Below are 19,584 nucleotides of genomic sequence, written 5' to 3'. Positions count from 1 at the left end.
CCATGACTGCAGCGACGGATGCTGAATTCGCCGGACTCACAGCCCTGATCACCGGGGGCGGCGCAGGCATCGGCGCGGCCACGATCCGTGCCCTCCAGGCCCGCGGCGCGGCGACCGCGGCCCTCGATCTCGACCCCTCCGACGCCCCCGAGGGCGCGATCCGGATCCAGGTCGACGTCACCGACACCGCCGCCGTGCAGGCCGCGGTGGACCGTGCTGCCGAGGAGCTGGGCGGGATCGACATCGTCATCAACAACGCCGGCATCGGCGCCCAGGGCCAGGTCGAGACGAACGACGACGCCGAGTGGCACCGCGTGCTCGACGTCAACGTGGTCTCCGTGGCTCGCGTGACCAGCGCGGCCCTCCCCCACCTGCGCCGCTCCGAGGCCGCCGTGGTGGTCAACACCGCCTCGATCGCATCGATGCTGGGCCTTCCCGACCGTGTGCTCTACGGCGCCTCCAAGGGCGCGGTGCAGGCGATGACCCTGGCCATGGCCGCGGACTGGGTGGCCAAGGGCATCCGGGTCAATGCCGTGGTGCCGGGCACCGCGAACACCCCGTGGATCGGCCGGCTGATGGAGAAGGCCGAGGATCCCGCGGCCGAGCGCGCCGCGCTGAACGCGCGCCAGCCCCACGGCCGCCTGGTGGAGCCCGAGGAGGTCGCCGAGGCGCACTGCTATCTCGCCTCTCCTCGCAACCGCTCCACGACCGGGGTGCTGCTGCCGATCGACGGCGGCATGACGACTCTGCGCACCCGGTCCTGAGGCCGCAACGGACCCCGGGGGCCCGCCCCGGTGGCCCCAAAGGACGGAGGACGCGATGGCGCGGATAGAGCAGACGGACTGGCTGGAGACCTTCGTGGCGGTCATCGACCACGGCAGCTTCTCCGCCGGCGCCCGTGCCCTGCACCGGGCACAGTCCCGGGTCAGCACGCACGTCGCCGCGCTGGAGCGGACGCTGGGCGGAACCCTCGTCGATCGCAGCCATCGCCCGATCGGGCCGACGGAGCTGGGCACCGCCTTCCTCCCCCACGCCCGCGCCGTGCTCGAGGCGCTGGAGAAGGGCGCGGAGGCCGTCGACGCCCACACCGGGACGCCGCGCGGACGGGTCGTGATCGGCTGCCATCCCAGCGTCAGCGCCGGCTTCCTGCCCGGGGTGCTGGCCGCGGTCCACGCCGAGCACCCTTTCCTGCGGGTCGAGCTCACCGAGCACACCACCGGGGACCTGGTCTCCGGGATCGTCTCCGGCCGCTTCCACATCGCGATCCATTCCCTCGCGGCCGATCCCCCGTCGGAGGATCTCCGCAGCGTCCACCTGTGGACCGAGCGCTACGTCGCGATCGTCCCGCCGGCACACCCCGTGCTGGTCGAGGGCGACGCCGCGAGCGGCGGGCTGTCTCCGCACGCGCTCCAGGCGCACCCCCTCATCGCCGTCGCCCAGCCCGGTGCCGCCGTCGACCCCGACACCGGCAGCGCACTGCAGGCCTGGGCGCTCGAGATCCCGCTGGCCTGGCAGTCCGAGCAGCCGCAGACCGTCGTGAACCTGGCCCGGGCCGGATTGGGCGTCGGGCTGCTGAACGCGCTCGCGGCGACCATCTGCGACACCGCCGGGACGGTGGTGGTGCCGGTGGGCACGGCGGCGGAGGGACGGCAGGTCGCGGCCACCCGGGATCGTCGCACCACCTCACCCAGCGTGGACGTGGTCTACCGCGCGATCCTCTCGGCGGCACCGCCGCCGGGGGTGCAGCCTGCACGCGCGGCGGCGAGGCGCGACGCTCCCGAGTGACGGGACGACGCGGTCGCTGCTTGACCGCCCGACACGGGACGTAGATCCTATAGGGCAAGCCCAGCCGGTCACTTCGGGTTTCCCGGCGTGCGTCAGCACCACCGGGACGAACTGCTCGACCGCGGCGATGCCCCCTTCTCGTGACGAGGCCAGAAGGAGCCCCTCCGTGCCCGACCCCACCCCGCCCGACCCGACGACGCTGCGCTCCCCGCTCTACGGGACCATGGACAGGATCCCCGGTGGGACCATGGTGATCCCCCTGGTCCTCGGCGCCGTGGTGGCCACCACGGCTCCCGGGTTCCTGGAGCTCGGCAGCTTCACCACGGCACTCTTCGCCACCCCGATGCCCCTGATGGCCCTGGTCATCTTCGCCACCGGCATGCAGATCACCCCTCGCAGCATCGGCCCCGTCGCCGGCACCACCGGCGCGCTCCTGCTGGGCAAGACCCTCGTTCCCGGCCTGCTCGTGGTCGCCCTCGGTGTCGCCGTGGGACTGGACGGCATCCTCGGGATCTCGATCCTGGCGCTGCTGGCGACCTTCGACAATTCCAACGGCGGCATCTGGCTGGCCTTCACCGGCAAATACGGCACCCGGACCGACCGCGGCGCCTACGTCGCCTCCGCGATGAACGACGGTCCGTTCTTCACCATGCTGTTCATCGGGGCCGCCGGTCTCGGGTCGATCCCGCTGGACGCCTTCGCCGCTGCCATCATCCCCCTGGTCCTGGGCATCTTCGTCGGCAACATCGACCACCGTTGGACCGAGATCATGCGCCCGGTCCCGAACATCGTGATCCCGTTCTTCGCCTTCGGCCTCGGCACGGGCATCGACCTCAGCGCGATCCTCACGGGCGGCGTGACCGGCATCGTCCTGGGACTGGTCGTCACGCCGTTCACGGGCGGCACGACCTACCTGGCGTACCGCTTCCTGCTGCGGCGGGGCAAGCGCTCGGGCATCGGCTTCGCGGCGGGCACCACCGCCGGGAACTCCATCGTGACCCCGGCGATCATCGCGTCGGCCGATCCACGTTTCGAGCAGTACGTCGACGTGGCCACGGTGCAGGTCGCCACGGCCGTCCTGATCTCCGCCCTCACCGCACCCCTCGTCGCCGCCTGGTTCCTGAGGCGGAACGGGACTCTGAGCGATCCCGACCAGGACGGGCTCGACGCGCGCGGAGAACCCCGACCGGCCTCCGCCTCCGACTCTCCCGAATCCGCCTCGTCGACCCCCAGGTGAGCCAGCTTTCATGACCTCTGCCGCACCGCGAGTGACCCGCGCCCACCTGGTCTGGGCGGTCGGGGTCTTCGCCTATCTGTGCGCCGTCTCGGGGCGCGCCTCCTTCGGGGTGGCGAGCGTCGAGGCCTCCGCCCGCTTCGGGGTCGACGGGGCAGTGCTGAGCCTGTTCGGGGTGGTGCAGCTGGGCACCTACGCGGCCGCGCAGATCCCTGCCGGGCTGCTGCTGGACCGCATCGGCCCCCGGCGCATGATGGTCCTCGGCGCGGTGACCATGGCCGCGGGCCAGCTGCTGCTCGCCCTGGCGAGCGACGTGCCCACCGCCCTGGTGGCACGGATGCTGACGGGCATCGGCGACGCGGCCACCCTGATCAGCGTGGTGCGGCTGATCGCGACCTGGTTCCCGACCGGCCAGGTCCCCGTGTTCACGCAGCTCGCGACCATGATCGGGCAGTTCGGCCAGGCCGTGGCCGCGGTGCCCTTCCTCGCGGTCCTGGTCTCTCTCGGCTGGACCGCGGCGTGGTCCTCACTGGCATTCCTGCTGCTCTTCAGCGTGCTGCTGGTGCTCGCCGTGGTGCGCGACGAGCCGCCGGGGGAGGAGGGCACCCCGGCGCGGGAATCGCCGCGCGCCGGGCAGGTGCTGCGCGACGTATTCACCTCCCGGGCGGCGTGGTCGGGCTTCTTCCTGCACGCCCTGACCTTGGGGACGGTGAACACCTTCCTGTTCCTCTGGGGCGTGCCCTACCTGACCCACGGCCACGGTCTCGAACCCGCCCAGGTGGGCGCCCTGCTCACCCTCAACGTGGTGGTGATGGTCGCGATCGGGCCGCTGGTCGGCGTGGCCACGGGGCGCTTCCCCCACCATCGTGCCCGGCTGGGCTGGATCGCCGGGGGCGTGCTCGCCCTCGCCTGGACCGGGACCCTGCTGGTCCCCGTCCCCCTCACCGCCTGGCAGCTGCTGCCGCTGATCCTCGCCCTCTCGGTCGGCTCGGCGACCTGCTCGGTGGGCTTCGACCTCGCCCGCACCGGGGTGCCCCGACGGGCGATCGGCACCGCCACCGGGATGGTCAACATCGGCGGGTACACCACCTCGCTGCTGGCGGTGCTGACGATCGGACTGCTCCTGGACGTGCTGGCGCCCGACGGCCGCACCGGGCTCGACGAGTACCGGCTCGCCTTCACCTCGATGGGCCTCTTCCTGGCCCTCGCGGCCATCGGCCTGTTCCTCACCACGCGGCAGGTCACGCCCGGCTCCACGTCGATCAGCCCCCGCCCGACCGGCTGATCTCCTCCCGACTCGTCCCTCCTCAGCACGTCGATCAGCCCACCCGCAGACCGCCGTTGAGGTTGTAGGTCGCTCCGGTGGTGAAGCCGCCGTGCGGGCCGACGAGGAAGGCGACCAGCTCGCCGAGCTCCCGAGTGGTGCCCAGGCGACCCACCGGGGTGCGGGCGACGAACTCCTCGCGCCGCTGCCCCACGAGGGCTCCGCCCATGATGTCGGTATCGATGTTGGCCGGCGCGATCGCGGCAGTGGTCACCCCCGTGCCCGCGACCTCCTTCGCCAGCCCCCGGATCAGGCCCTCGACCCCGGCCTTGGAGGCGGCGTAGGCGGAGGTCGAGAAGTTTCCGCCGCCGTCCTGTGCGGCGGTCGAGCTCATGGCGACGATCCGTCCCAGCCCTTGGTCGAGCATCCCCGGCAGCACGCGCCGGGCGAGATGGAAGAGGCCCAGGGTGTTGATCGCCAGGGTGCGCTGGAAGCCGGAGCTGGTCATCTCGAGGAACGGGGTGGGGTCCGCGACGCCGGCGCAGTGGACCAGGGCCCCGATCGGCGGCAGCGGGCCGGTCGGCGAGGCGCGCGCCGACTCCACCGCGGAGATCGCCGCCGCGACGCTCGCCTCGTCCGCGACGTCCACCTCGGCGGTCACGACGGCGGGGGAGCCGGCGGCGCGCACGGCCTCGGCGGCGTGGGCCAGCCGGGCGCCGTCGAGGTCGAGCAGGGCCAGCGGCCGGCCCTGGCCGGCGAGGGCCAGCGCGACCCCGCGGCCGATGCCGCGCTCGGAGGCTGCGCCGGTGACGACGCAGGTCAGATCGGTGAGCCGGGATTCGTCGGCCGCTGAGCGCTCACTCATGACCCGGCCGGTCCTCCGGGGCGTTCACCACGTGGCTCGGGGCGGTCCCCTGGGCCATGGCGATCACCTCGCCGAGCACCTCGGCCCCGGTCGCCTCGGCGAAGTCCGCGGTCCAGCACAGCGAGTGCGGGGAGAGGACCACGTTTTCGAGGGCGATCAGCGGGCTGTCGGCCGGCAGCGGCTCGACCTCGAACACGTCCAGCCCCGCCCCGGCGATGGTGCCCTCATTCAAGGCGGTGACCAGGGCAGGCTCGTCGACCACGGCGCCGCGGGCGATGTTGATGAGGAACGCCGAGTCCTTCATCGCGGCGAGCTCCCGCGCGCCGATCAGGTGTCGGGTCCCGGCGTTGGCGGCGACGGTGACGATGAGACAGTCGCTGCGGGCGATCACCTCCTCGAACGCGAGCTGCTCGATGCCAGTCTCGACGCAGAACTCGGGGCGCGGGGAGCGGTTCCAGGCGATGACCGCGAGGTCCAGAGCGCGCAGCTGGCGCACCGTCTCCTGGCCGATTCCCCCGAGGCCGACCACGCCGATCGTGGCCGAGGCCAGGCCCGGGCCGCGATGCTCGGCCTTGCGCTCCCAGGCCGCCTCGCGGACCAGGCGGTCCTTGGGCAGCAGGGAGTGCGCGAGGGCGAACAGGAAGGTCAGCGCCGTGTGGGCCATCGGTACCCGTAGCCCGGTGGGGGCATTGGTGACGGTGATGCCGCGGGTGTCACAGGCGGCGAGGTCCACGGAGTCGAAGCCGGCGCCGAAGCGGGCCACGTGCTTCAGGGTCGTGACGCCCTCGAGCTGGGCGCGGCCGAAGGGGGTGCCGCTGAGCAGGACCACGGCGTCGAAGCCCTCGAGCTCGTCCCCGCGCAGCTCACGCTCGCCGTCACCGACCAGGGACCACTCGATGTCGTGTTCGGCGAGGGTGCCCAGACCGATGTCCCCGTAGATGGTCGAGCCGTCGGCCTCGGCGTAGTCGGCGGTCACGGCGAGCTTCCAGGGGGCGCTCATGGGGCGGGCTCCTCGGTGGGCGGAGTCGGTCCGGTCGGCTGGATGGCCTGCTCGGGCTCGGGCACACGGTGCAGACCTGCGCCGTGCCAGGCCTCCGGGTAGTCGACGAAGCTGCGGTCCAGGGCGCCGATGCTGGTCGCGCCGAGCTGGCCCATGGCCAGTTCGAGCTCCTCGTCGAGGATCTCGAGCACGCGCAGCACGCCCTTCTCCCCGGCGGCGGCGTTCCCGTATCCCCAGGCGCGGCCGATGGAGACCAGGTCCGCCCCCACCGCGAGAGCCTTGGCGATGTCGTCCCCGGTGCGCACGCCGGAGTCGAACACGACGGTCATGTCCTCCCCGACCGCGTCGACGATCGACGGCAGCACGCTGATGGTGCTGGGCGAGGAGTCGAGCTGGCGTCCGCCGTGGTTGGAGACGTAGATGCCCTGCGCCCCGACCGAGCGGGCGCGCACCGCGTCCTCCGGAGTGAGGATGCCCTTGATGTACAGGGGACCGTCGAACTGCCGCCTCACGTCTGCGATGTTCTCCCAGGTCAGAGTGAGGTTCGCGAGATACTTGGCGACGAACTCCTGGTGGGAGACGGCGTTGTCGCCCTGGATCTCGCCGGCGAGGTTGCGGAAGCCGATCGTCGGGGGCCGCATGATCGCGCGGGTCCAGTCGAGGTGGCGGATCGCCTGGACCGCGTTGCGCGGGGTGATCTTCGGGGGGATCGACATGCCGTTGCGGTGGTCGCGGTAGCGCTTGCCGTTCAGCGGCACGTCGACGGTCACCACGAGCGCCTCGGCACCGATGGCCTTCGCCCGGGAGATCAGGCGGGAGACGATCTGGTCGCTCTTGTACATGTACAGCTGGTACCACAGCGGCCCGGTGGCCTCGTCGGCGAGCTCCTCCATCGACCAGTTCGAGGCGGTGGAGACGGTGAAGGGGATGTTCGCCTTCCCCGCGGCGCGCACCGCACCCAGCTCACCCTCGCCGCCGATCATGCGCTGCAGACCCAGCGGGCCGAGCACGTAAGGGCGGGGCAGCGTCGTGCCGCCGACGGCGACGGAGGTGTCGATGTGCGAGATGTCGGTGAGCCAGCGGGGCCGGAAGCGGACGTCGCGCAGGTCCCGCGTGTTCGCGTCGAGGGTGATCTCGTGGTTGGAGGCGCCGTCGATGATGTCGAAGGCCATGGTGGGCAGGCGCTTCTTCGCCAGGCGGCGGATGTCCTCGATGGACGGGGCGGAGGCCACGGGGTCCAGGCGGAAACCGCCCGCGGCGAGCATCTTCGCGAATTCGAGGGCGCCGGAGAGTGTCGAGTCGGCAGTCATGAGACTCCTTGGAGGGTTTTCGGAGACGTGTCGTCGCTCTCGCGACGAGCGCGGATCGTGCGCAGGATGACAGGGGCGGCGCCGAGGACCAGGGCGAGCACCAGGATCACCACCGCGACCGGCGAGCCGAGGATGATCGACAGGTCCCCCCGGCCGAAGGCGGAGGTCTGCACCAGCGCCTTCTCCGTCATCGGCCCGAGGATGAGCCCGAGGATCAGCGGCGCGCTCGGGTAGTCGAACCTCTTGAGGAAGTATCCCAGCAGGCTCGCCAGGACCACCACCACGAGCGCGAAGGAGTTCCCCGCGACCGCGAAGGCCCCGATGAGGCTGAAGAAGATGATGAACGGGTACAGGTAGTTGTACGGCAGGCGCAGGATCTGCGCGAACAGCGGTGCCATCGGCAGGTTCAGCACCAGCAGGATCACGTTGCCGATGAAGAACGACGTGATCAGGCCCCAGACCAGCACCGGCTCCTCCTCGAACAGGAGGGGTCCCGGCTGCACGCCGTACATGATGAAGGCACCGAGCAGCACGGCCGTGGTCGAGCCGCCGGGCACGCCCAGGGAGAGCGTGGGGATGAAGTTGGCGTTCGCCGCCGCGTTGTTCGCGGATTCCGGTGCCGCCACCCCGCGGATCGCTCCCTTGCCGAACTCCTCGGGACGCTTCGAGACCGACTTCTCCACGCCGTAGGCCAGGAAGGACGCGAGCGTGGAGCCGGCGCCCGGGAGGGAGCCGAACAGGAAGCCGAGGCCGGTGCCGCGGCCGATCGCCGGTGCCGCCTCCTTCAGCTCCCGTCGGGAGATCACCAGATCGCGGAAGCGCGCACGGATCGGCGCGGCGCCGCCCTGGGAGACCTGGGTGAGCACCTCCCCGATCGCGAAGACGCCGATCATGACGACCACGAAGTCCAGACCGCCCAGCAGGTTCACCGAGCCGCCGGTGAAGCGTGCGGTGGTGAATCCCATCGCCACGCCCACGGTGGACAGGAAGATGCCCAGGCCCGCCATCATGAGGCCCTTGGACACGCTCCCGCCGGAGAAGGAGACGATCGTGGCCAGGGCGAACACCATGATGGCGAAGTTCTCGACCGGTCCGAAGTCCAGCGCGAGGTCGGCGATCGGGGCGGCGAGGGCCGCGAGCAGCAGCACCGAGACGATGGCCGCGATGAACGACCCGATCGCCGAGATCGCGAGCGCCGCCCCGGCGCGTCCGTTGCGGGCCATCGCGTAGCCGTCGAGCACGGTGGAGACCGCGTTCGCGTCGCCCGGGGTCGCGATGAGCACGGCGGAGATCGTCGACCCGTACTGGCAGCCGTAGTAGATGCCGGCCAGCATGATGAGCGCGGTGAGCGGGTCCATCCCGAGGGTGAGCGGGATGAGGATCGCGATGCCGGTGGTGGCCCCGAGGCCCGGGAGCATCCCGATCACGGTGCCGGCGACGACGCCGATCAGGCACCAGAGCAGGTTCTCGGGAGAGAGGGAGGCCGCGAAGCCGGTGGCGAGGTTCTCGAGCATCGTCATCCCCTCAGATCAGGCCGAGCAAGCCGGTGGGCAGGGGCACGTTCAGCAGCGTCGCGAAGACGAGCCATCCGAACCCTCCGGCGGTCACCGCGGCGATCAGCGCGGCCCGGGGCCGGGTGCGGTCATTGACCAGGAACAGGGCGCCGACGAGCAGCGAGACCGCGATCAGCATCCCCACGAGGAAGGTGGCGGCGACCGCCAGCACGATCAGGGCGAAGATCAGGGCGACCAGCCGCGCATCCGGTCTGGCGTCGGGAGCGGGCCCGTCCGGCGGTCCGGCGTCGTCCGCGGGGGCGGGCGCGGGCTCGACGACGGGTGCACGCAGCCGACGACGGGCCTGCACCGCGACGGTCAGGAGCATCAGCACCCCGGCGGCGAAGGGCATGACCCCGGGGCCGACGCGCCCCTCGAGCTCCAGCCCGTAGCCGAGGCCGCCGACGACGGCGAGGATCCCCAGGACGGTCATCACGGCGAGGAAGATCAGCTGCTCGCGCTTCTCGTGGGCGGTCTGTGTCATGTAAAGGCCTCCGCGAGCTCCTCGTTGTACTGCTCGAAGTACTCCCCCAGCTCCTTGTCGTAGAGCGGGGCCTCGACCAGGAAGTTGTCCGCGAGGTAGGTGCGGTACTCCTCGGTTCCGGCGTACTCCCGGGCCGCCTCGACCCAGCGCTGCCTGGCCTCCTCGTCGATGCCGCCCGGGGCGATCACGGCGCGGAACTGCGCGAACGCCACGTCGAGCCCCTGTTCCAGGCCCGTGGGGATGTCAGCCAGCTCGTCGGCCTCGTAGCGCTCGTAGGCCAGCGCGCACAGCGCCTTGAGATCTCCCGACTGCAGCTGCCCGAGGACTTCGCTGGGGTTCAGCAGCCCCGCCTCGATATGACCCCCGAGCAGGGCCGCCAGCACCTCGCCGCCGGATTCGTAGGGGACGCGGTCGAACTCCATCTGCTGGTCGCCCTCGATGAGGGAGAAGAGGATCTCGTCGAGGCTCGTCGCCCCGGAGACCCCGACGAGGATGCTCCTCTCCCGGGCCGCGTCGACCAGGTCCATCCCGGTCCCGTAGTCGGCGTCGGGCCGAGTCACCAGGATCGCGAAGTCGTCCCCCGCCTTGAAGATCGGCGTGAAGTCCTCGTAGGAGAAGCGGACGTCCTGGGTGAGCGCGAGCGCCATCAGCGCCGTCTCGGTGGCCAGGAGCTTCGAGCCGTCGCCGTGCATCCCGAGGAACTCGGAGTACCCGATCGCGCCGGAGCCGCCCTGGATGTTCTCCACGGAGACGGTGTCGCCGGTGGCGCGCTCGAGACCGTCGGCGAGAGCGCGACCGGACTGGTCGGAGCCCCCGCCCGGGGCGAAGGGCACGATCATCGTGGTGCTGCCGCCGGAGGCGCTCTCACCGCGCGAGCAGCCCGCCAGCGCCGCGGCGGTCAGGGGCGCTGCCGCCAGGGCGTGTCGTCGTGTCAGGTGCACCGATGCCTCCTTGCCTCGGGTGACGGGAAGGCCAGCGCTCAGCGTGCGCGGCGCGAGGCCGTCTGCGCCGCGAGACCCGACGCGATGTCGAATGCCCGCTGGCTCGGCCCCAGCCCCGCCAGGTTCTTCCCGACGATCTCGTAGGCGGTGCCGTGGGCCGGGGTCGAGATCGGCACCGGCAGGCCGCCCTGGACCGTCACGCCGTCCGAGAAGCCCAGGAGCTTCATGGCGATCTGGCCCTGGTCGTGGTACATCGTCACGACGCCGTCGAAGTCCCCGTCCCACGCCTTGAGGAAGAGCGTGTCGCTCGGGTAGGGGCCGCTCACGTCGATCCCGTCGACCTCGTGGGCGAGCTCGACCCCCGGGGCGATGTGGTCGATCTCCTCGCGGCCGAACTGGCCGTTCTCCCCCGCGTGGGGGTTCAGGGCGGCGACGGCGAGGCGCGGGGATCCGATGCCCGTCCCGCGCACGACGTCCCGGAGGAGCCCGATCGCCTGGCGCACCCGCGCAGCGCTGATGCTCCGGGCGACGTCGGAGATCGGGACGTGCGAGGTGACGCGGGAGGTGATCAGGCCGGGGATCACGTTCACCTCGCTGGTGAAGCCGTCGAAGTCGAGCTGCCGGGCGAACCAGCGCAGCTCGTCCTCCTCGTCCATCCCCGCGAGGTGCAGTGACGTCTTGTTCAGGGGGAGGAACATGATCGCGTCGGCCTCGCCGTCCTCGAACAGCCGCAGTGCCTTCTCGAGGTCCCGGATGACGCGGGTCCCGGCGGCCACCGAGGTCTCGGCGATCGGTACGGGGACGTCCTGGAGATCGGAGCCGACGAGGTGCACCGCGCCCGTGCGCGGCTCGTCGGTCGTGGGCACCTCCACCCCGGCGGCCGCGCAGGCGGCGGCGAACTCCTCCGGGGAGACGAGCGCGGAGACCCGCACCGTCTCGAGGTTCTTCGGCTCGGCGAGCAGGCGTACGGCGAGCTCGGGACCGATGCCGGAGAAGTCTCCGAAGGTCAGGGCGATCCGGGGTGCGGGTGCGGGCATCATCGTCCTCCAGCGGTGTCGAGAGCCGACGGGGCGCGGGGTCCCTCGGCACGCCAGGTCGCTCTCGATATCAAATAGGATGTGGCTACAGTCAAATGATCTACCTCACGCCTGTCAAGTGCTCGACGGTGCGCGGAGGCGGACCATCGGTCGACGTCACAGGGCAGGGCGGCGCCGGAGACCGCGCACGCCGCAGCCGCATGCTCTGCCGTCGGCACGGACTCGCCGCGAAGGATCCAATGGGATCTGCGCCCCGGGACGCGCCGCCCCGGGGCCGACGCACCTCAGTGCATGTGCTTCCCGCCGTCGACGCTGATCGAGGTGCCGGTGACGTAGCTGGAGTCCTCGCCGACCAGGAAGGCGATCAGGCCCGCGACCTCCTCGGGCTGACCCACGCGCTGCAGCGGGATGTTCGAGCTCATGCCCTCCTTGCGCTCGTCGGTGAGGGTCCCGCCCATGATGTCGGTGTCGATCGGGCCGGGCAGGATCACGTTGGCGGTGATGCCGTACTGCCCGAGCTCGCGGGCAGCGCCTCGGGTCAGACCTTGCACGGCGGCCTTCGCCGCGGCGTAGCCGGTCTTGGAGAAGGTGCCGCCGCCGTCGAGGGCGGTGATGGAGGAGGTGTTCACGATGCGGCCACCGAAGCCGCCGTCGACCATGCGCTTCGCCGCGGCCTGCATCATCAGCAGCGTGCCCTTGCCGTTGACGTCCATGACCCGGTCCCAGATCTCCGAGGTGAGCTCGAAGATCGAGTGCGGGCTGGGGATCCCGGCGAGGTTCACGAGCGCCGCGATCGGCGGCATCTCGGCGTCGACGCGCGCGAAGGCGGCGTCGACGGCGGCCTGGTCGCTGACGTCGACCCCGACGCCGAGGACCTTCTGGCCCGAGTCCGCGGGCAGTTCGGCCGCGAGCTCCTCGGCGAAGGCCTCGACGGCCGCGGCGTCGAGATCGGCGGCGACGACGCTCCAGCCTTCGGCGGCGAGCTTGCGGGCGACGCGACGGCCGATGCCGCGCGCGGCGCCGGCGCCCGTCACGATCGCGGTGCGCTGCTCGGGGAAGGGCTGGATGCGGGTGATCTCGAGGCTCATGGGGTTCTCCGTTCGTTCGGGGGTCATGGGGGGGGGTGGAGCAGAGGTGTCAGGTGGTGGTGGATCGGGTGGTCAGCCGCTCGCGCCGAGTACGAGGCTCAGCACGAACAGCATCGGGATCGAGGCCGCCCACATGACGGTGGTCAGCCCGGAGTGGGCCTTCAGGGCCGCGGTTCCCTCGAGTCCGAGGAAGCGGGTGACGACCCAGAAGTAGGAATCGTTGAAGTAGCTGCACACCATGGCGCCGGCCACGCAGGCCATCACCGCGACCAGCGGGTCGAGCCCGATGGTGGCCATCACCGGGGCGGTGACGGAGGCCGCGGTGATCATCGAGACCGTCCCGGAGCCCTGCGCGATCCGCACGATCGAGGCGATGAGGAAGGGCAGCAGGAACGACGGCAGGGGGAGGCCGCCGATCGCCTCGGCGAGCGCGTCGCCGATGCCGGTGTCGCGCAGCACCTGGCCGAGACCGCCGCCGGCACCGGTGATCAGCAGGATCAGGCCCGCGTCGGCCGCGGCGTCGCCGAGCCACCGGTGACTCGTCCTGCGCGGGGTCCAGCGGGGCAGCAGCAGGTACACGGCCAGGACCAGGCCGATCAGCAGTGCGATCACCGGATCCCCGATGAACACGAAGGTTCCGGCCCAGGCGGAGGGCTCGTAGTCGTCGGGCAGGGCCGTGCCCTGCGCACCCATGTCGATCGCGGAGACGACCGTGTTCAGCACGATCAGCACGATCGGGACGACCAGCGGCAGCAGGCCGACGAACGCTCCGACCCGGTGGGGCGGGGCGCCCTCCGGTCGCTCCCCCAGTTCGGGGTTCTCCGCGGAGAGGTCCTCGAGGTCGGTGGCGGCGTCGGTCCGCGAGACCCCGGCCGCACCCCCGGTCGCCACGGCCACCGCGGAGCGGTCCCTGCGCACGTCCCCGTAGACGGTCTCCTGGATCTCCTCGGAGACGAGGTCCTCGACCTGGGGCCCGACCCACTTCGCGTACAGCGTGACCACCGGGATCATGAACACGGTGAACACGAGGCCGGTGATGATCACCGAGCCGACGCCGACGCCGAGGATCCCGGCCACGCCGAGCGGGCCCGGAGTGGGCGGCACGAAGTGGTGGGTGATCACCATGCCGCCGGCGAGCGCGATGCCCAGCGTGGCGTAGCCGTAGCTCTTGACCCGGGCGATCGCCCTGGCCAGCGGATTCATGATCACGTAGCCCGAGTCGCAGAAGACCGGGATGGAGATCAGGGCGCCGATGCTGGTCATGGCCCAGGGTTCGCGGCCCTTCCCGAACAGGCGCAGGAAGGCGACCGCGATGGACCGGGCGGCACCGGAGACCTCGAGGATCTTGCCGATGGCCACGCCGAGACCGATCACGATGCCGATCGACGCCAGGGTGTCGCCGAAGCCCGTCTTGATCGACTCGACGATGGCGGGCAGCGACTGCCCTGCGATCAGTCCGATCACGACGGAGGCGATCAGCAGCCCGGCGAAGGCGTCCAGGCGGGTCCTCAGGACGATGACCACGATGAGCGCGATGCCGACGAGCAGCGCGACGAGGAGGATCGGATCCATCAGAACTCCTTCGTTCTCAGGGGATCAGGGGCCTCGACCCCGGGCCTCAGGCGAGGGCCGAGGCCAGGACCTGCCGGATGTAGTGGACGTTCTCGGCGACGACGCCGAGGGAGTCGGAGCCGTAGTGCTCGCAGCAGAACGGTCCGGTGTAGCCGAGCTCGAGGGCGCGGCGGATGACGGCGCGATAGTTGACGTAGCCGTACTTCAGCGGCATCGGGGCGGTGGCGTACGCCCCGGTCGCCGGATCGTAGTCGCGGGTGTAGTTCTTGATGTGCCAGAAGTTCGCGTGCGGGAGGACCTTCTCGAACATGTCGGTGACCGGCTCGATCTCGCGGTGCAGTCGCACGAGGTTGCCGAGGTCGGGGTTCAGTCCCACCGAGGCGTGGTCGACGTCCTCGAGGAAGGCGACGGCCTCGTCCGCGGTGCCGACGTAGGTGTCCTCGTACATCTCGAGGCTGAGCTCGATCCCCTGGTCCCGGGCGGCGTCCCCGAGGGCGCGCACCCGCTCGACGGCGAGGTCGCGCAGCGCCGGGTCGTCGACGTGCCCGTCGGCGAGCCAGAACCAGATCGCCTCCTGCTGGATGGGGGTGATCGCCTGCATGAAGCCGGTGTTGACGACGCCCACACCGAAGCTGGGGGCGATCTCGAGGAAGCGCAGGGCGTCGGCGAGGTTCTGCTCGCCGTGGCGGACGTCGACCACGGAGTTGCGGGTCATGGAGATCGAAGAGAGCGTCATGCCCTCGCCGTCGAGCACCCGACGGAACTCCTCGATGCGCTCGTCGCTCAGCTTCGCCAGGGGCAGCCAGGCGTCGGTGGGGTCGATCTGGTCGACTCCGAGCTCCTTGACCTGCCGCAGCTGGGCGGCCCAGACGGCGGCGGAGGCCTCCACGGTGGGGGTGCCGTCCGGGGTGGTGCTCCCGAAGGAGAGCATGTTGGCGCCGATGGGCCAGGTCTCCGCTGTGAACATCGTTGTCCTTCCGTGGTGATGACGTCTCCCCTCGATCCTATAGGATCAGCGTACGTCGAGGGAAGCGCTTCGCACAGATCCGAGGTGCTCCGACGAGATCGCCGGCCTCAGTCGCTCTCGGGGCTCTCGCGCAGGATGCGCTCGGCGGCGGTGGCCATGTGCCGCTCCATCGCTTCCCCCGCGGCCGCGGCGTCCCCGGTGCCCACGGCCCGGGCGATCGCCTCGTGCTCGTCGATCGCCCGATCGATGTCCTCACGGTTGTCCACGGCCCGGTCGAACCAGACGCGCAGCAAGGTGCGTGTGGTGGCCAGGAGTTCGCTGACCAGACCGTTCCCACCCACCTGCGCGAGCACGCGGTGGAAGGCGACGTCGGCCGCGACGTAGCCCTCGGGATCATCCGCCGCCTCACGCTGCTCCTGCACGAGGCGGCTCAGCTCGGCCTTCTGCTCCGCCGTCGCGGTGAGGGCGGCGAGCTGAGCGGCGGAACGCTCGAGCGCCCCGCGCACGACGCTCAGCTCGGCGGTGCGCTCCTGGTCCATCAGCAGTGACCACGACAATGTGCTGGGCAGCAGCTCGGAGGTGCTCGAGCGCAGGTAGGTGCCCGATCCGGCGCGGGTCTCGACGACCCCGAGCACCTCGAGCGCGGAGATCGCCTCGCGCACGGCGCTGCGACCTACGCCGAGCTCCTCGGCCAGTGCCCGTTCCCCCGGCAGGCGGTCGCCGGGGCGCATCGACTCCCCGAGCAGCAGGTCCAGCAGGCGGTAGGTGACGGCGCTGCTCGGCGAGCGGTTCAGGCCCTCCGGCACAGCGCGCCCGGGACCGAACCGCGGGGGTGCCGACCCGTCGTCCGCCGCAGGGCCGGTAGCGGCAGGGGATGAGGTGCTCACAGCGCCACACAGTACCGGCCGTGCCCACCCGTCCAGCGCCGGCCCGCAGATTGGCCAACCGGTTGACCGCTTTGCGGGACTCCGGCTAGGGTCTGGGCATCGCCCGGGTCGACGCCCCGCCCCGGCCCCCGCAGACCGCGACCCCACGACGGAGTGACCCGCGCATGAAGATCGGTATCGGCACCTACGCCCTGTACTGGGAGTTCCAGGACCGCGCCCCGCAGCCCCTGTCGATCGCCGGCATGATCGACCGCGCCGCCCAGCTGGACTGCGACGTGTTCCAGATCTGCGACGATCCCCGCATCGAGTCCGAGGACGCCGACGGACTCCGCGCCCTGCGCGAGCGCGCCGAGATCCTGGGCGTGGAGCTCGAGCTCGGCACCCGCACCATCGGCCGCGACCACCTGGCCCGGTACCTCGACCTCGCCGAGGCGCTCGGCGCCCGCACCCTGCGCTCGATGATCCAGGCCCCCGAGATCGCCGAGGGCGTCGACGCCGCCGTCGAGGAGCTGGCCGCGACCCTCCCCCGTCTGGAGCGCACCGGCACCACCCTCGCCCTGGAGACCTACGAGCAGGTGCCCACGGCGACACTGCTGCAGGTGATCGGCCGGGTCGATTCGCCGCTGGTGGGAATCTGCCTGGACCCCGCGAACTGCGTCTCCGCCCTCGAGCACCCGAAGCAGGTCGTCGCCTCCTGCGCGCGGGACACCGTGAACCTGCACGTGAAGGACTTCGCCTTCGCCCGCCAGGAGGGCTGGGTGGGCTTCACCTACTCCGGCGCCCCGCTCGGCGAGGGCCTGCTGGACCTCGACCACGAGCTGCAGGCCGTCTACGCAGAGGACTCTCCCTCCACGGGCCGACGCGCTGCGGCCGCCGACAAGGGCACCACCCGCACCGACCGCCGCGCCCCCAGCGCGATCGTCGAGCACTGGCTGCCCTGGCAGGGAGACCTCGAGATGACGCTCACCGCCGAGCGCGCCTGGACCGACCGCAGCCTCGCAGCCCTGCGCGCCTGGCGCGACGCCCGGACGGCCTGATCCCGATCCTCGGCCCCCGTCGGCCGATCGACCCGGCCCCGCAGGGGCCACCCACACCCAAGGAGTCATGACATGACCAAGGAACTGAACCCCCTGTTCGGCAAGACCGTCGAGCTCGATCCCTCGATCAGCGTCGCGGTGGTCGGCGCGGCCGGCAAGATGGGCACCCGCGTCTCGAACAACCTCGACCTCACCGACGCCCCGATCTTCTACGTCGAGGCCTCCGAGGCCGGCCGGCAGCGACTGGCCGAGCTGGGCCGCGAGGTCACCGAGCTCGAGGACGCCGCGAAGGCCGCCGACGTGGTCATCCTCGCCGTGCCGGACGTCGTCCTCGGAAAGATCTCCGCGCAGGTCGTCCCACTCATGAAGGACGGCTCCGTGCTGCTGACCCTGGATCCGGCCGCGGCCTACGCCGGGCTGCTCACCGAGCGCGGGGGCGTCCACCAGGCCTGCGCCCACCCGGCGCACCCGTCGGTCTTCCTCGAACGCACCACGCAGGAGGAGTGGGCCGACACCTTCGGCGGGATCGCCGCCCCCCAGGAGGTCGTGGCGGCGTACGAGGGCGAGGACCAGGAGATCCGCGAGCGCACCGCGAAGGTCATCCGCGCGATCTACGCCCCCGTGATCGACGTGCACTGGGTGACCATCAAGCAGCTCGCCCAGCTCGAGCCCACCCTGGTCGAGACCACCGGGTGCATGATCGGCCAGTTCCTCAAGGACTCGATGGACCACGCGATCCACGAGGTCGGCATCCCGGAGAAGGCCGTCAAGGCGCTGTTCTACGGGCACATCTACATCTCGCTCACCAACGCCCTGCGCGGCTCGAACCCGTTCTCCGACGCCTGCCTGCGCGCCATGGACTACGGCCGCGAGTCCATCATCAACCCCGACTGGACGAAGATCTGGGACGACGAGCAGCTGGACAAGGTCCTGGCCACCATGCTCGAGATCGACCCGATCCAGCGCTGAGCAACCGCGCCCCCTTCACGAGAAAGGCCCGACGATGGACCCTCTCCTTCTCATCGGCATCGCGGTCGCCGCGATCGCGATCCTCCTGGTCACGGTCATCGCCCTGAAATGGCCGGCGTACGTGTCGCTGCTGGTCATCTCCGTGCTCACCGCCCTCGCCGCGGGTGTCGCGATCCAGGACATCGTGCCCCTCATGATCGAGGGGATGGGCGGCACCCTCGGCAGCGTGGCCCTGCTGGTCGGCCTCGGCGCCATGCTCGGAGGCATCATCGAGAAGACCGGGGGCGCCGAGGTCATCGCCCACCGCGCCGCCGCGGTGCTCGGGGAGAAGCGTCTGGCCCAGGCACTGCTCATCGCCTCGGGTCTGGTGGCGATCCCGATCTTCTTCGACGTCGCTTTCATCATCCTGGTGCCGATCATCTTCGCGTTCGCGAAGGCCGCCGGTCACCGCGCCCCCGTCGCGGTCGGCATGCCGGTGGCGGTGTTCATGGTGTTCATCCACAACACCGTGCCGCCGCATCCCGGCGTGGTCGGCTCCACCACCCTGCTCGGTCAGCACCTCATGGGACTGGTGACCCTCCTCGGCATCGCGCTCGCGATCCCCATGGGGTTGCTCGTGCACCTCGTGGGCAAGCGCCTCATCGGCAACCGCTCCTTCGTGCTGGAGCCAGCGGTCGCGGCGAAGTACGCAGCCGCCGGCGAGGCGAGCTTCCACTCCGAGCGAGTGACCGCGGCCGTCGGGGGATCACCCGACAGCAGCGGCGCCGACGACAGCGGCGGTGGCGACTCCCCCGCCGAGGAGGAGCTCTCGCGACGCCCGCCGGCCTCGCTGGTGGTGGGCCTGATCCTGCTGCCGATCCTCATGATCGCCTGCGGCACCGTGGGCGCGCTGGTGTTCGAGCAGGGCGGCACCGCCGCGAACGTGCTCTCCTTCATCGGCGCCCCCGCCTTCGCACTGCTGGTGTCCACGCTGATCGCGATGTACCTGCTGGGCATCATGCACGGCTGGGGCAAGCAGCAGATCAGCGAGGTCATGGACGGGGCGCTCGGACCGGCAGCGATCGTCATCCTGGTCACCGGGGCCGGTGGGGTCTTCGCGGAGGTGCTCACCGAGACCGGGGTCGGGGACGCCGTCTCCGGGCTGATGCTCGAGGCGGGCGTGCCGATCCTGCTGCTGGCGTTCCTGGTGGCGCTGGCCTTCAAGGTGGCCCAGGGCTCGGGAACGGTGGCCACGCTCTCCGCCGCGGGCATCGTGCAGTCCACCGTGGTGGGCGGGGACTACTCCTCGCTGCAGGTCGCCCTGATCATCCTGGCCATCGGCCTGGGATCGGTCTCGATGTCGCACATCAACGACTCCGGCTTCTGGATCGCGACCAAGTTCCTCGGGATGTCGGTCCCCGACGGGCTGCGCACCTGGACCGTCATGACGACGGTCCTGGGCTTCACCTCGATGGTGATCCTCGGCCTGCTCTGGCTGATCATCTGACCCGTCACCGCTTCCCTCATTTCCTATAGGATCATGGAACCGCGGGGAGATCGCCCCGTTCCGGTTCGACACCGACTGCGCGCCGCCGGTCCCCCGTTCGGACGC

The 19,584-nt window shown here is 71.1% G+C and carries 18 protein-coding genes; 7 read left to right on the top strand and 11 right to left on the bottom strand.

The features are described from left to right. Positions 1–2 precede the first annotated feature (2 nt). The 4 genes from JOF43_RS04275 to JOF43_RS04260 all read left to right on the top strand — a co-directional run bounded on the left by JOF43_RS04275 (position 3) and on the right by JOF43_RS04260 (position 4,304). Entirely contained in the window at positions 3–764 is a 762-nt protein-coding gene (locus tag JOF43_RS04275) for an SDR family NAD(P)-dependent oxidoreductase (RefSeq protein ID WP_209899570.1), read from the top strand. A gap of 55 nt (positions 765–819) precedes the next feature. Then, positions 820–1,785, top strand: a complete 966-nt coding sequence (locus tag JOF43_RS04270) for a LysR family transcriptional regulator (protein WP_209899566.1) — start codon at positions 820–822, stop codon at positions 1,783–1,785. A 166-nt stretch (positions 1,786–1,951) separates the two neighbouring features. Next, positions 1,952–3,022: a 2-keto-3-deoxygluconate permease gene (locus JOF43_RS04265; RefSeq protein WP_342592083.1), complete on the top strand. Its 1,071-nt coding sequence runs from the start codon at positions 1,952–1,954 to the stop codon at positions 3,020–3,022. 10 nt (positions 3,023–3,032) lie between these two features. Beyond that, positions 3,033–4,304, top strand: a complete 1,272-nt coding sequence (locus tag JOF43_RS04260; RefSeq protein ID WP_209899559.1) for an MFS transporter — start codon at positions 3,033–3,035, stop codon at positions 4,302–4,304. Between the two features lie 34 nt (positions 4,305–4,338). Here the strand turns inward: JOF43_RS04260 and JOF43_RS04255 are convergent, their stop codons facing one another. The 11 genes from JOF43_RS04255 to JOF43_RS04205 form a co-directional block, all read right to left on the bottom strand. After that, positions 4,339–5,148: an SDR family NAD(P)-dependent oxidoreductase gene (locus tag JOF43_RS04255; protein WP_209899556.1), complete on the bottom strand. Its 810-nt coding sequence runs from the start codon at positions 5,146–5,148 to the stop codon at positions 4,339–4,341. Further along, positions 5,141–6,148 carry an NAD(P)-dependent oxidoreductase gene (locus tag JOF43_RS04250; RefSeq protein WP_209899553.1) on the bottom strand — a complete coding sequence of 336 codons (1,008 nt, stop codon included), beginning with the start codon at positions 6,146–6,148 and terminating at the stop codon, positions 5,141–5,143. Before JOF43_RS04250 ends, JOF43_RS04255 begins: the two co-directional genes overlap by 8 nt. Beyond that, positions 6,145–7,458, bottom strand: coding sequence for an alpha-hydroxy acid oxidase (locus JOF43_RS04245; protein ID WP_209899550.1), 1,314 nt, complete (start codon positions 7,456–7,458; stop codon positions 6,145–6,147). The genes JOF43_RS04250 and JOF43_RS04245 overlap by 4 nt, the downstream gene beginning before the upstream one ends. Further along, the gene (locus JOF43_RS04240; RefSeq protein WP_209899548.1) at positions 7,455–8,972 is read right to left on the bottom strand and encodes a tripartite tricarboxylate transporter permease; all 1,518 of its coding nucleotides are present in this window, start codon (positions 8,970–8,972) and stop codon (positions 7,455–7,457) included. The genes JOF43_RS04245 and JOF43_RS04240 overlap by 4 nt, the downstream gene beginning before the upstream one ends. 10 nt (positions 8,973–8,982) lie before the next feature. After that, positions 8,983–9,495, bottom strand: coding sequence for a tripartite tricarboxylate transporter TctB family protein (locus JOF43_RS04235; protein ID WP_209899545.1), 513 nt, complete (start codon positions 9,493–9,495; stop codon positions 8,983–8,985). Then, positions 9,492–10,436 (bottom strand): tripartite tricarboxylate transporter substrate binding protein, encoded by a 945-nt coding sequence (locus tag JOF43_RS04230; protein ID WP_342592082.1) that lies wholly within the window; start codon positions 10,434–10,436, stop codon positions 9,492–9,494. Before JOF43_RS04230 ends, JOF43_RS04235 begins: the two co-directional genes overlap by 4 nt. A 38-nt stretch (positions 10,437–10,474) precedes the next feature. Then, complete coding sequence (locus JOF43_RS04225; protein ID WP_209899542.1) at positions 10,475–11,476, bottom strand: 4-hydroxythreonine-4-phosphate dehydrogenase PdxA; 1,002 nt, start codon at positions 11,474–11,476, stop codon at positions 10,475–10,477. 281 nt (positions 11,477–11,757) lie between these two features. Then, entirely contained in the window at positions 11,758–12,561 is an 804-nt protein-coding gene (locus JOF43_RS04220; RefSeq protein WP_209899539.1) for an SDR family NAD(P)-dependent oxidoreductase, read from the bottom strand. Positions 12,562–12,633: 72 nt separating this feature from the next. Further along, positions 12,634–14,133 (bottom strand): GntP family permease, encoded by a 1,500-nt coding sequence (locus tag JOF43_RS04215; RefSeq protein WP_209899536.1) that lies wholly within the window; start codon positions 14,131–14,133, stop codon positions 12,634–12,636. 46 nt (positions 14,134–14,179) lie between these two features. Next, on the bottom strand, positions 14,180–15,100 hold the full coding sequence (locus tag JOF43_RS04210; protein WP_209899535.1) for a sugar phosphate isomerase/epimerase family protein: 921 nt from the start codon (positions 15,098–15,100) through the stop codon (positions 14,180–14,182). A gap of 107 nt (positions 15,101–15,207) precedes the next feature. After that, the gene (locus tag JOF43_RS04205; protein WP_209899532.1) at positions 15,208–15,987 is read right to left on the bottom strand and encodes a FadR/GntR family transcriptional regulator; all 780 of its coding nucleotides are present in this window, start codon (positions 15,985–15,987) and stop codon (positions 15,208–15,210) included. 164 nt (positions 15,988–16,151) lie between these two features. Here JOF43_RS04205 and JOF43_RS04200 point away from each other — a divergent pair, with 164 nt between their 5' ends. The 3 genes from JOF43_RS04200 (at position 16,152) to JOF43_RS04190 (ending at position 19,479) form a co-directional block, all read left to right on the top strand. Beyond that, positions 16,152–17,024 carry a sugar phosphate isomerase/epimerase family protein gene (locus tag JOF43_RS04200; RefSeq protein ID WP_209899530.1) on the top strand — a complete coding sequence of 291 codons (873 nt, stop codon included), beginning with the start codon at positions 16,152–16,154 and terminating at the stop codon, positions 17,022–17,024. Between the two features lie 72 nt (positions 17,025–17,096). Continuing rightward, positions 17,097–17,993 carry a phosphogluconate dehydrogenase C-terminal domain-containing protein gene (locus JOF43_RS04195; protein ID WP_209899527.1) on the top strand — a complete coding sequence of 299 codons (897 nt, stop codon included), beginning with the start codon at positions 17,097–17,099 and terminating at the stop codon, positions 17,991–17,993. Between the two features lie 34 nt (positions 17,994–18,027). After that, positions 18,028–19,479 (top strand): GntT/GntP/DsdX family permease, encoded by a 1,452-nt coding sequence (locus JOF43_RS04190; RefSeq protein ID WP_209899524.1) that lies wholly within the window; start codon positions 18,028–18,030, stop codon positions 19,477–19,479. The last annotated feature ends 105 nt before the right edge of the window (positions 19,480–19,584 follow it).

The sequence above is a fragment of the Brachybacterium sacelli genome (genome assembly GCF_017876545.1).
Lineage (GTDB): Bacteria > Actinomycetota > Actinomycetes > Actinomycetales > Dermabacteraceae > Brachybacterium > Brachybacterium sacelli.
The sequence above is the reverse complement of the archived record's forward strand: the minus strand, read 5'-3'. Positions and strand labels throughout refer to the sequence as shown.

Coding starts and splice junctions, on each gene's coding strand:
- JOF43_RS04275 (WP_209899570.1), top strand. CDS start 3: ATGACTGCAGCGACGGATGCTGAATTCGCCGGACTCACAGCCCTGATC.
- JOF43_RS04270 (WP_209899566.1), top strand. CDS start 820: ATGGCGCGGATAGAGCAGACGGACTGGCTGGAGACCTTCGTGGCGGTC.
- JOF43_RS04260 (WP_209899559.1), top strand. CDS start 3,033: ATGACCTCTGCCGCACCGCGAGTGACCCGCGCCCACCTGGTCTGGGCG.
- JOF43_RS04255 (WP_209899556.1), bottom strand. CDS start 5,148: ATGAGTGAGCGCTCAGCGGCCGACGAATCCCGGCTCACCGATCTGACC.
- JOF43_RS04250 (WP_209899553.1), bottom strand. CDS start 6,148: ATGAGCGCCCCCTGGAAGCTCGCCGTGACCGCCGACTACGCCGAGGCC.
- JOF43_RS04245 (WP_209899550.1), bottom strand. CDS start 7,458: ATGACTGCCGACTCGACACTCTCCGGCGCCCTCGAATTCGCGAAGATG.
- JOF43_RS04240 (WP_209899548.1), bottom strand. CDS start 8,972: ATGCTCGAGAACCTCGCCACCGGCTTCGCGGCCTCCCTCTCTCCCGAG.
- JOF43_RS04235 (WP_209899545.1), bottom strand. CDS start 9,495: ATGACACAGACCGCCCACGAGAAGCGCGAGCAGCTGATCTTCCTCGCC.
- JOF43_RS04225 (WP_209899542.1), bottom strand. CDS start 11,476: ATGATGCCCGCACCCGCACCCCGGATCGCCCTGACCTTCGGAGACTTC.
- JOF43_RS04220 (WP_209899539.1), bottom strand. CDS start 12,561: ATGAGCCTCGAGATCACCCGCATCCAGCCCTTCCCCGAGCAGCGCACC.
- JOF43_RS04215 (WP_209899536.1), bottom strand. CDS start 14,133: ATGGATCCGATCCTCCTCGTCGCGCTGCTCGTCGGCATCGCGCTCATC.
- JOF43_RS04210 (WP_209899535.1), bottom strand. CDS start 15,100: ATGTTCACAGCGGAGACCTGGCCCATCGGCGCCAACATGCTCTCCTTC.
- JOF43_RS04200 (WP_209899530.1), top strand. CDS start 16,152: ATGAAGATCGGTATCGGCACCTACGCCCTGTACTGGGAGTTCCAGGAC.
- JOF43_RS04195 (WP_209899527.1), top strand. CDS start 17,097: ATGACCAAGGAACTGAACCCCCTGTTCGGCAAGACCGTCGAGCTCGAT.
- JOF43_RS04190 (WP_209899524.1), top strand. CDS start 18,028: ATGGACCCTCTCCTTCTCATCGGCATCGCGGTCGCCGCGATCGCGATC.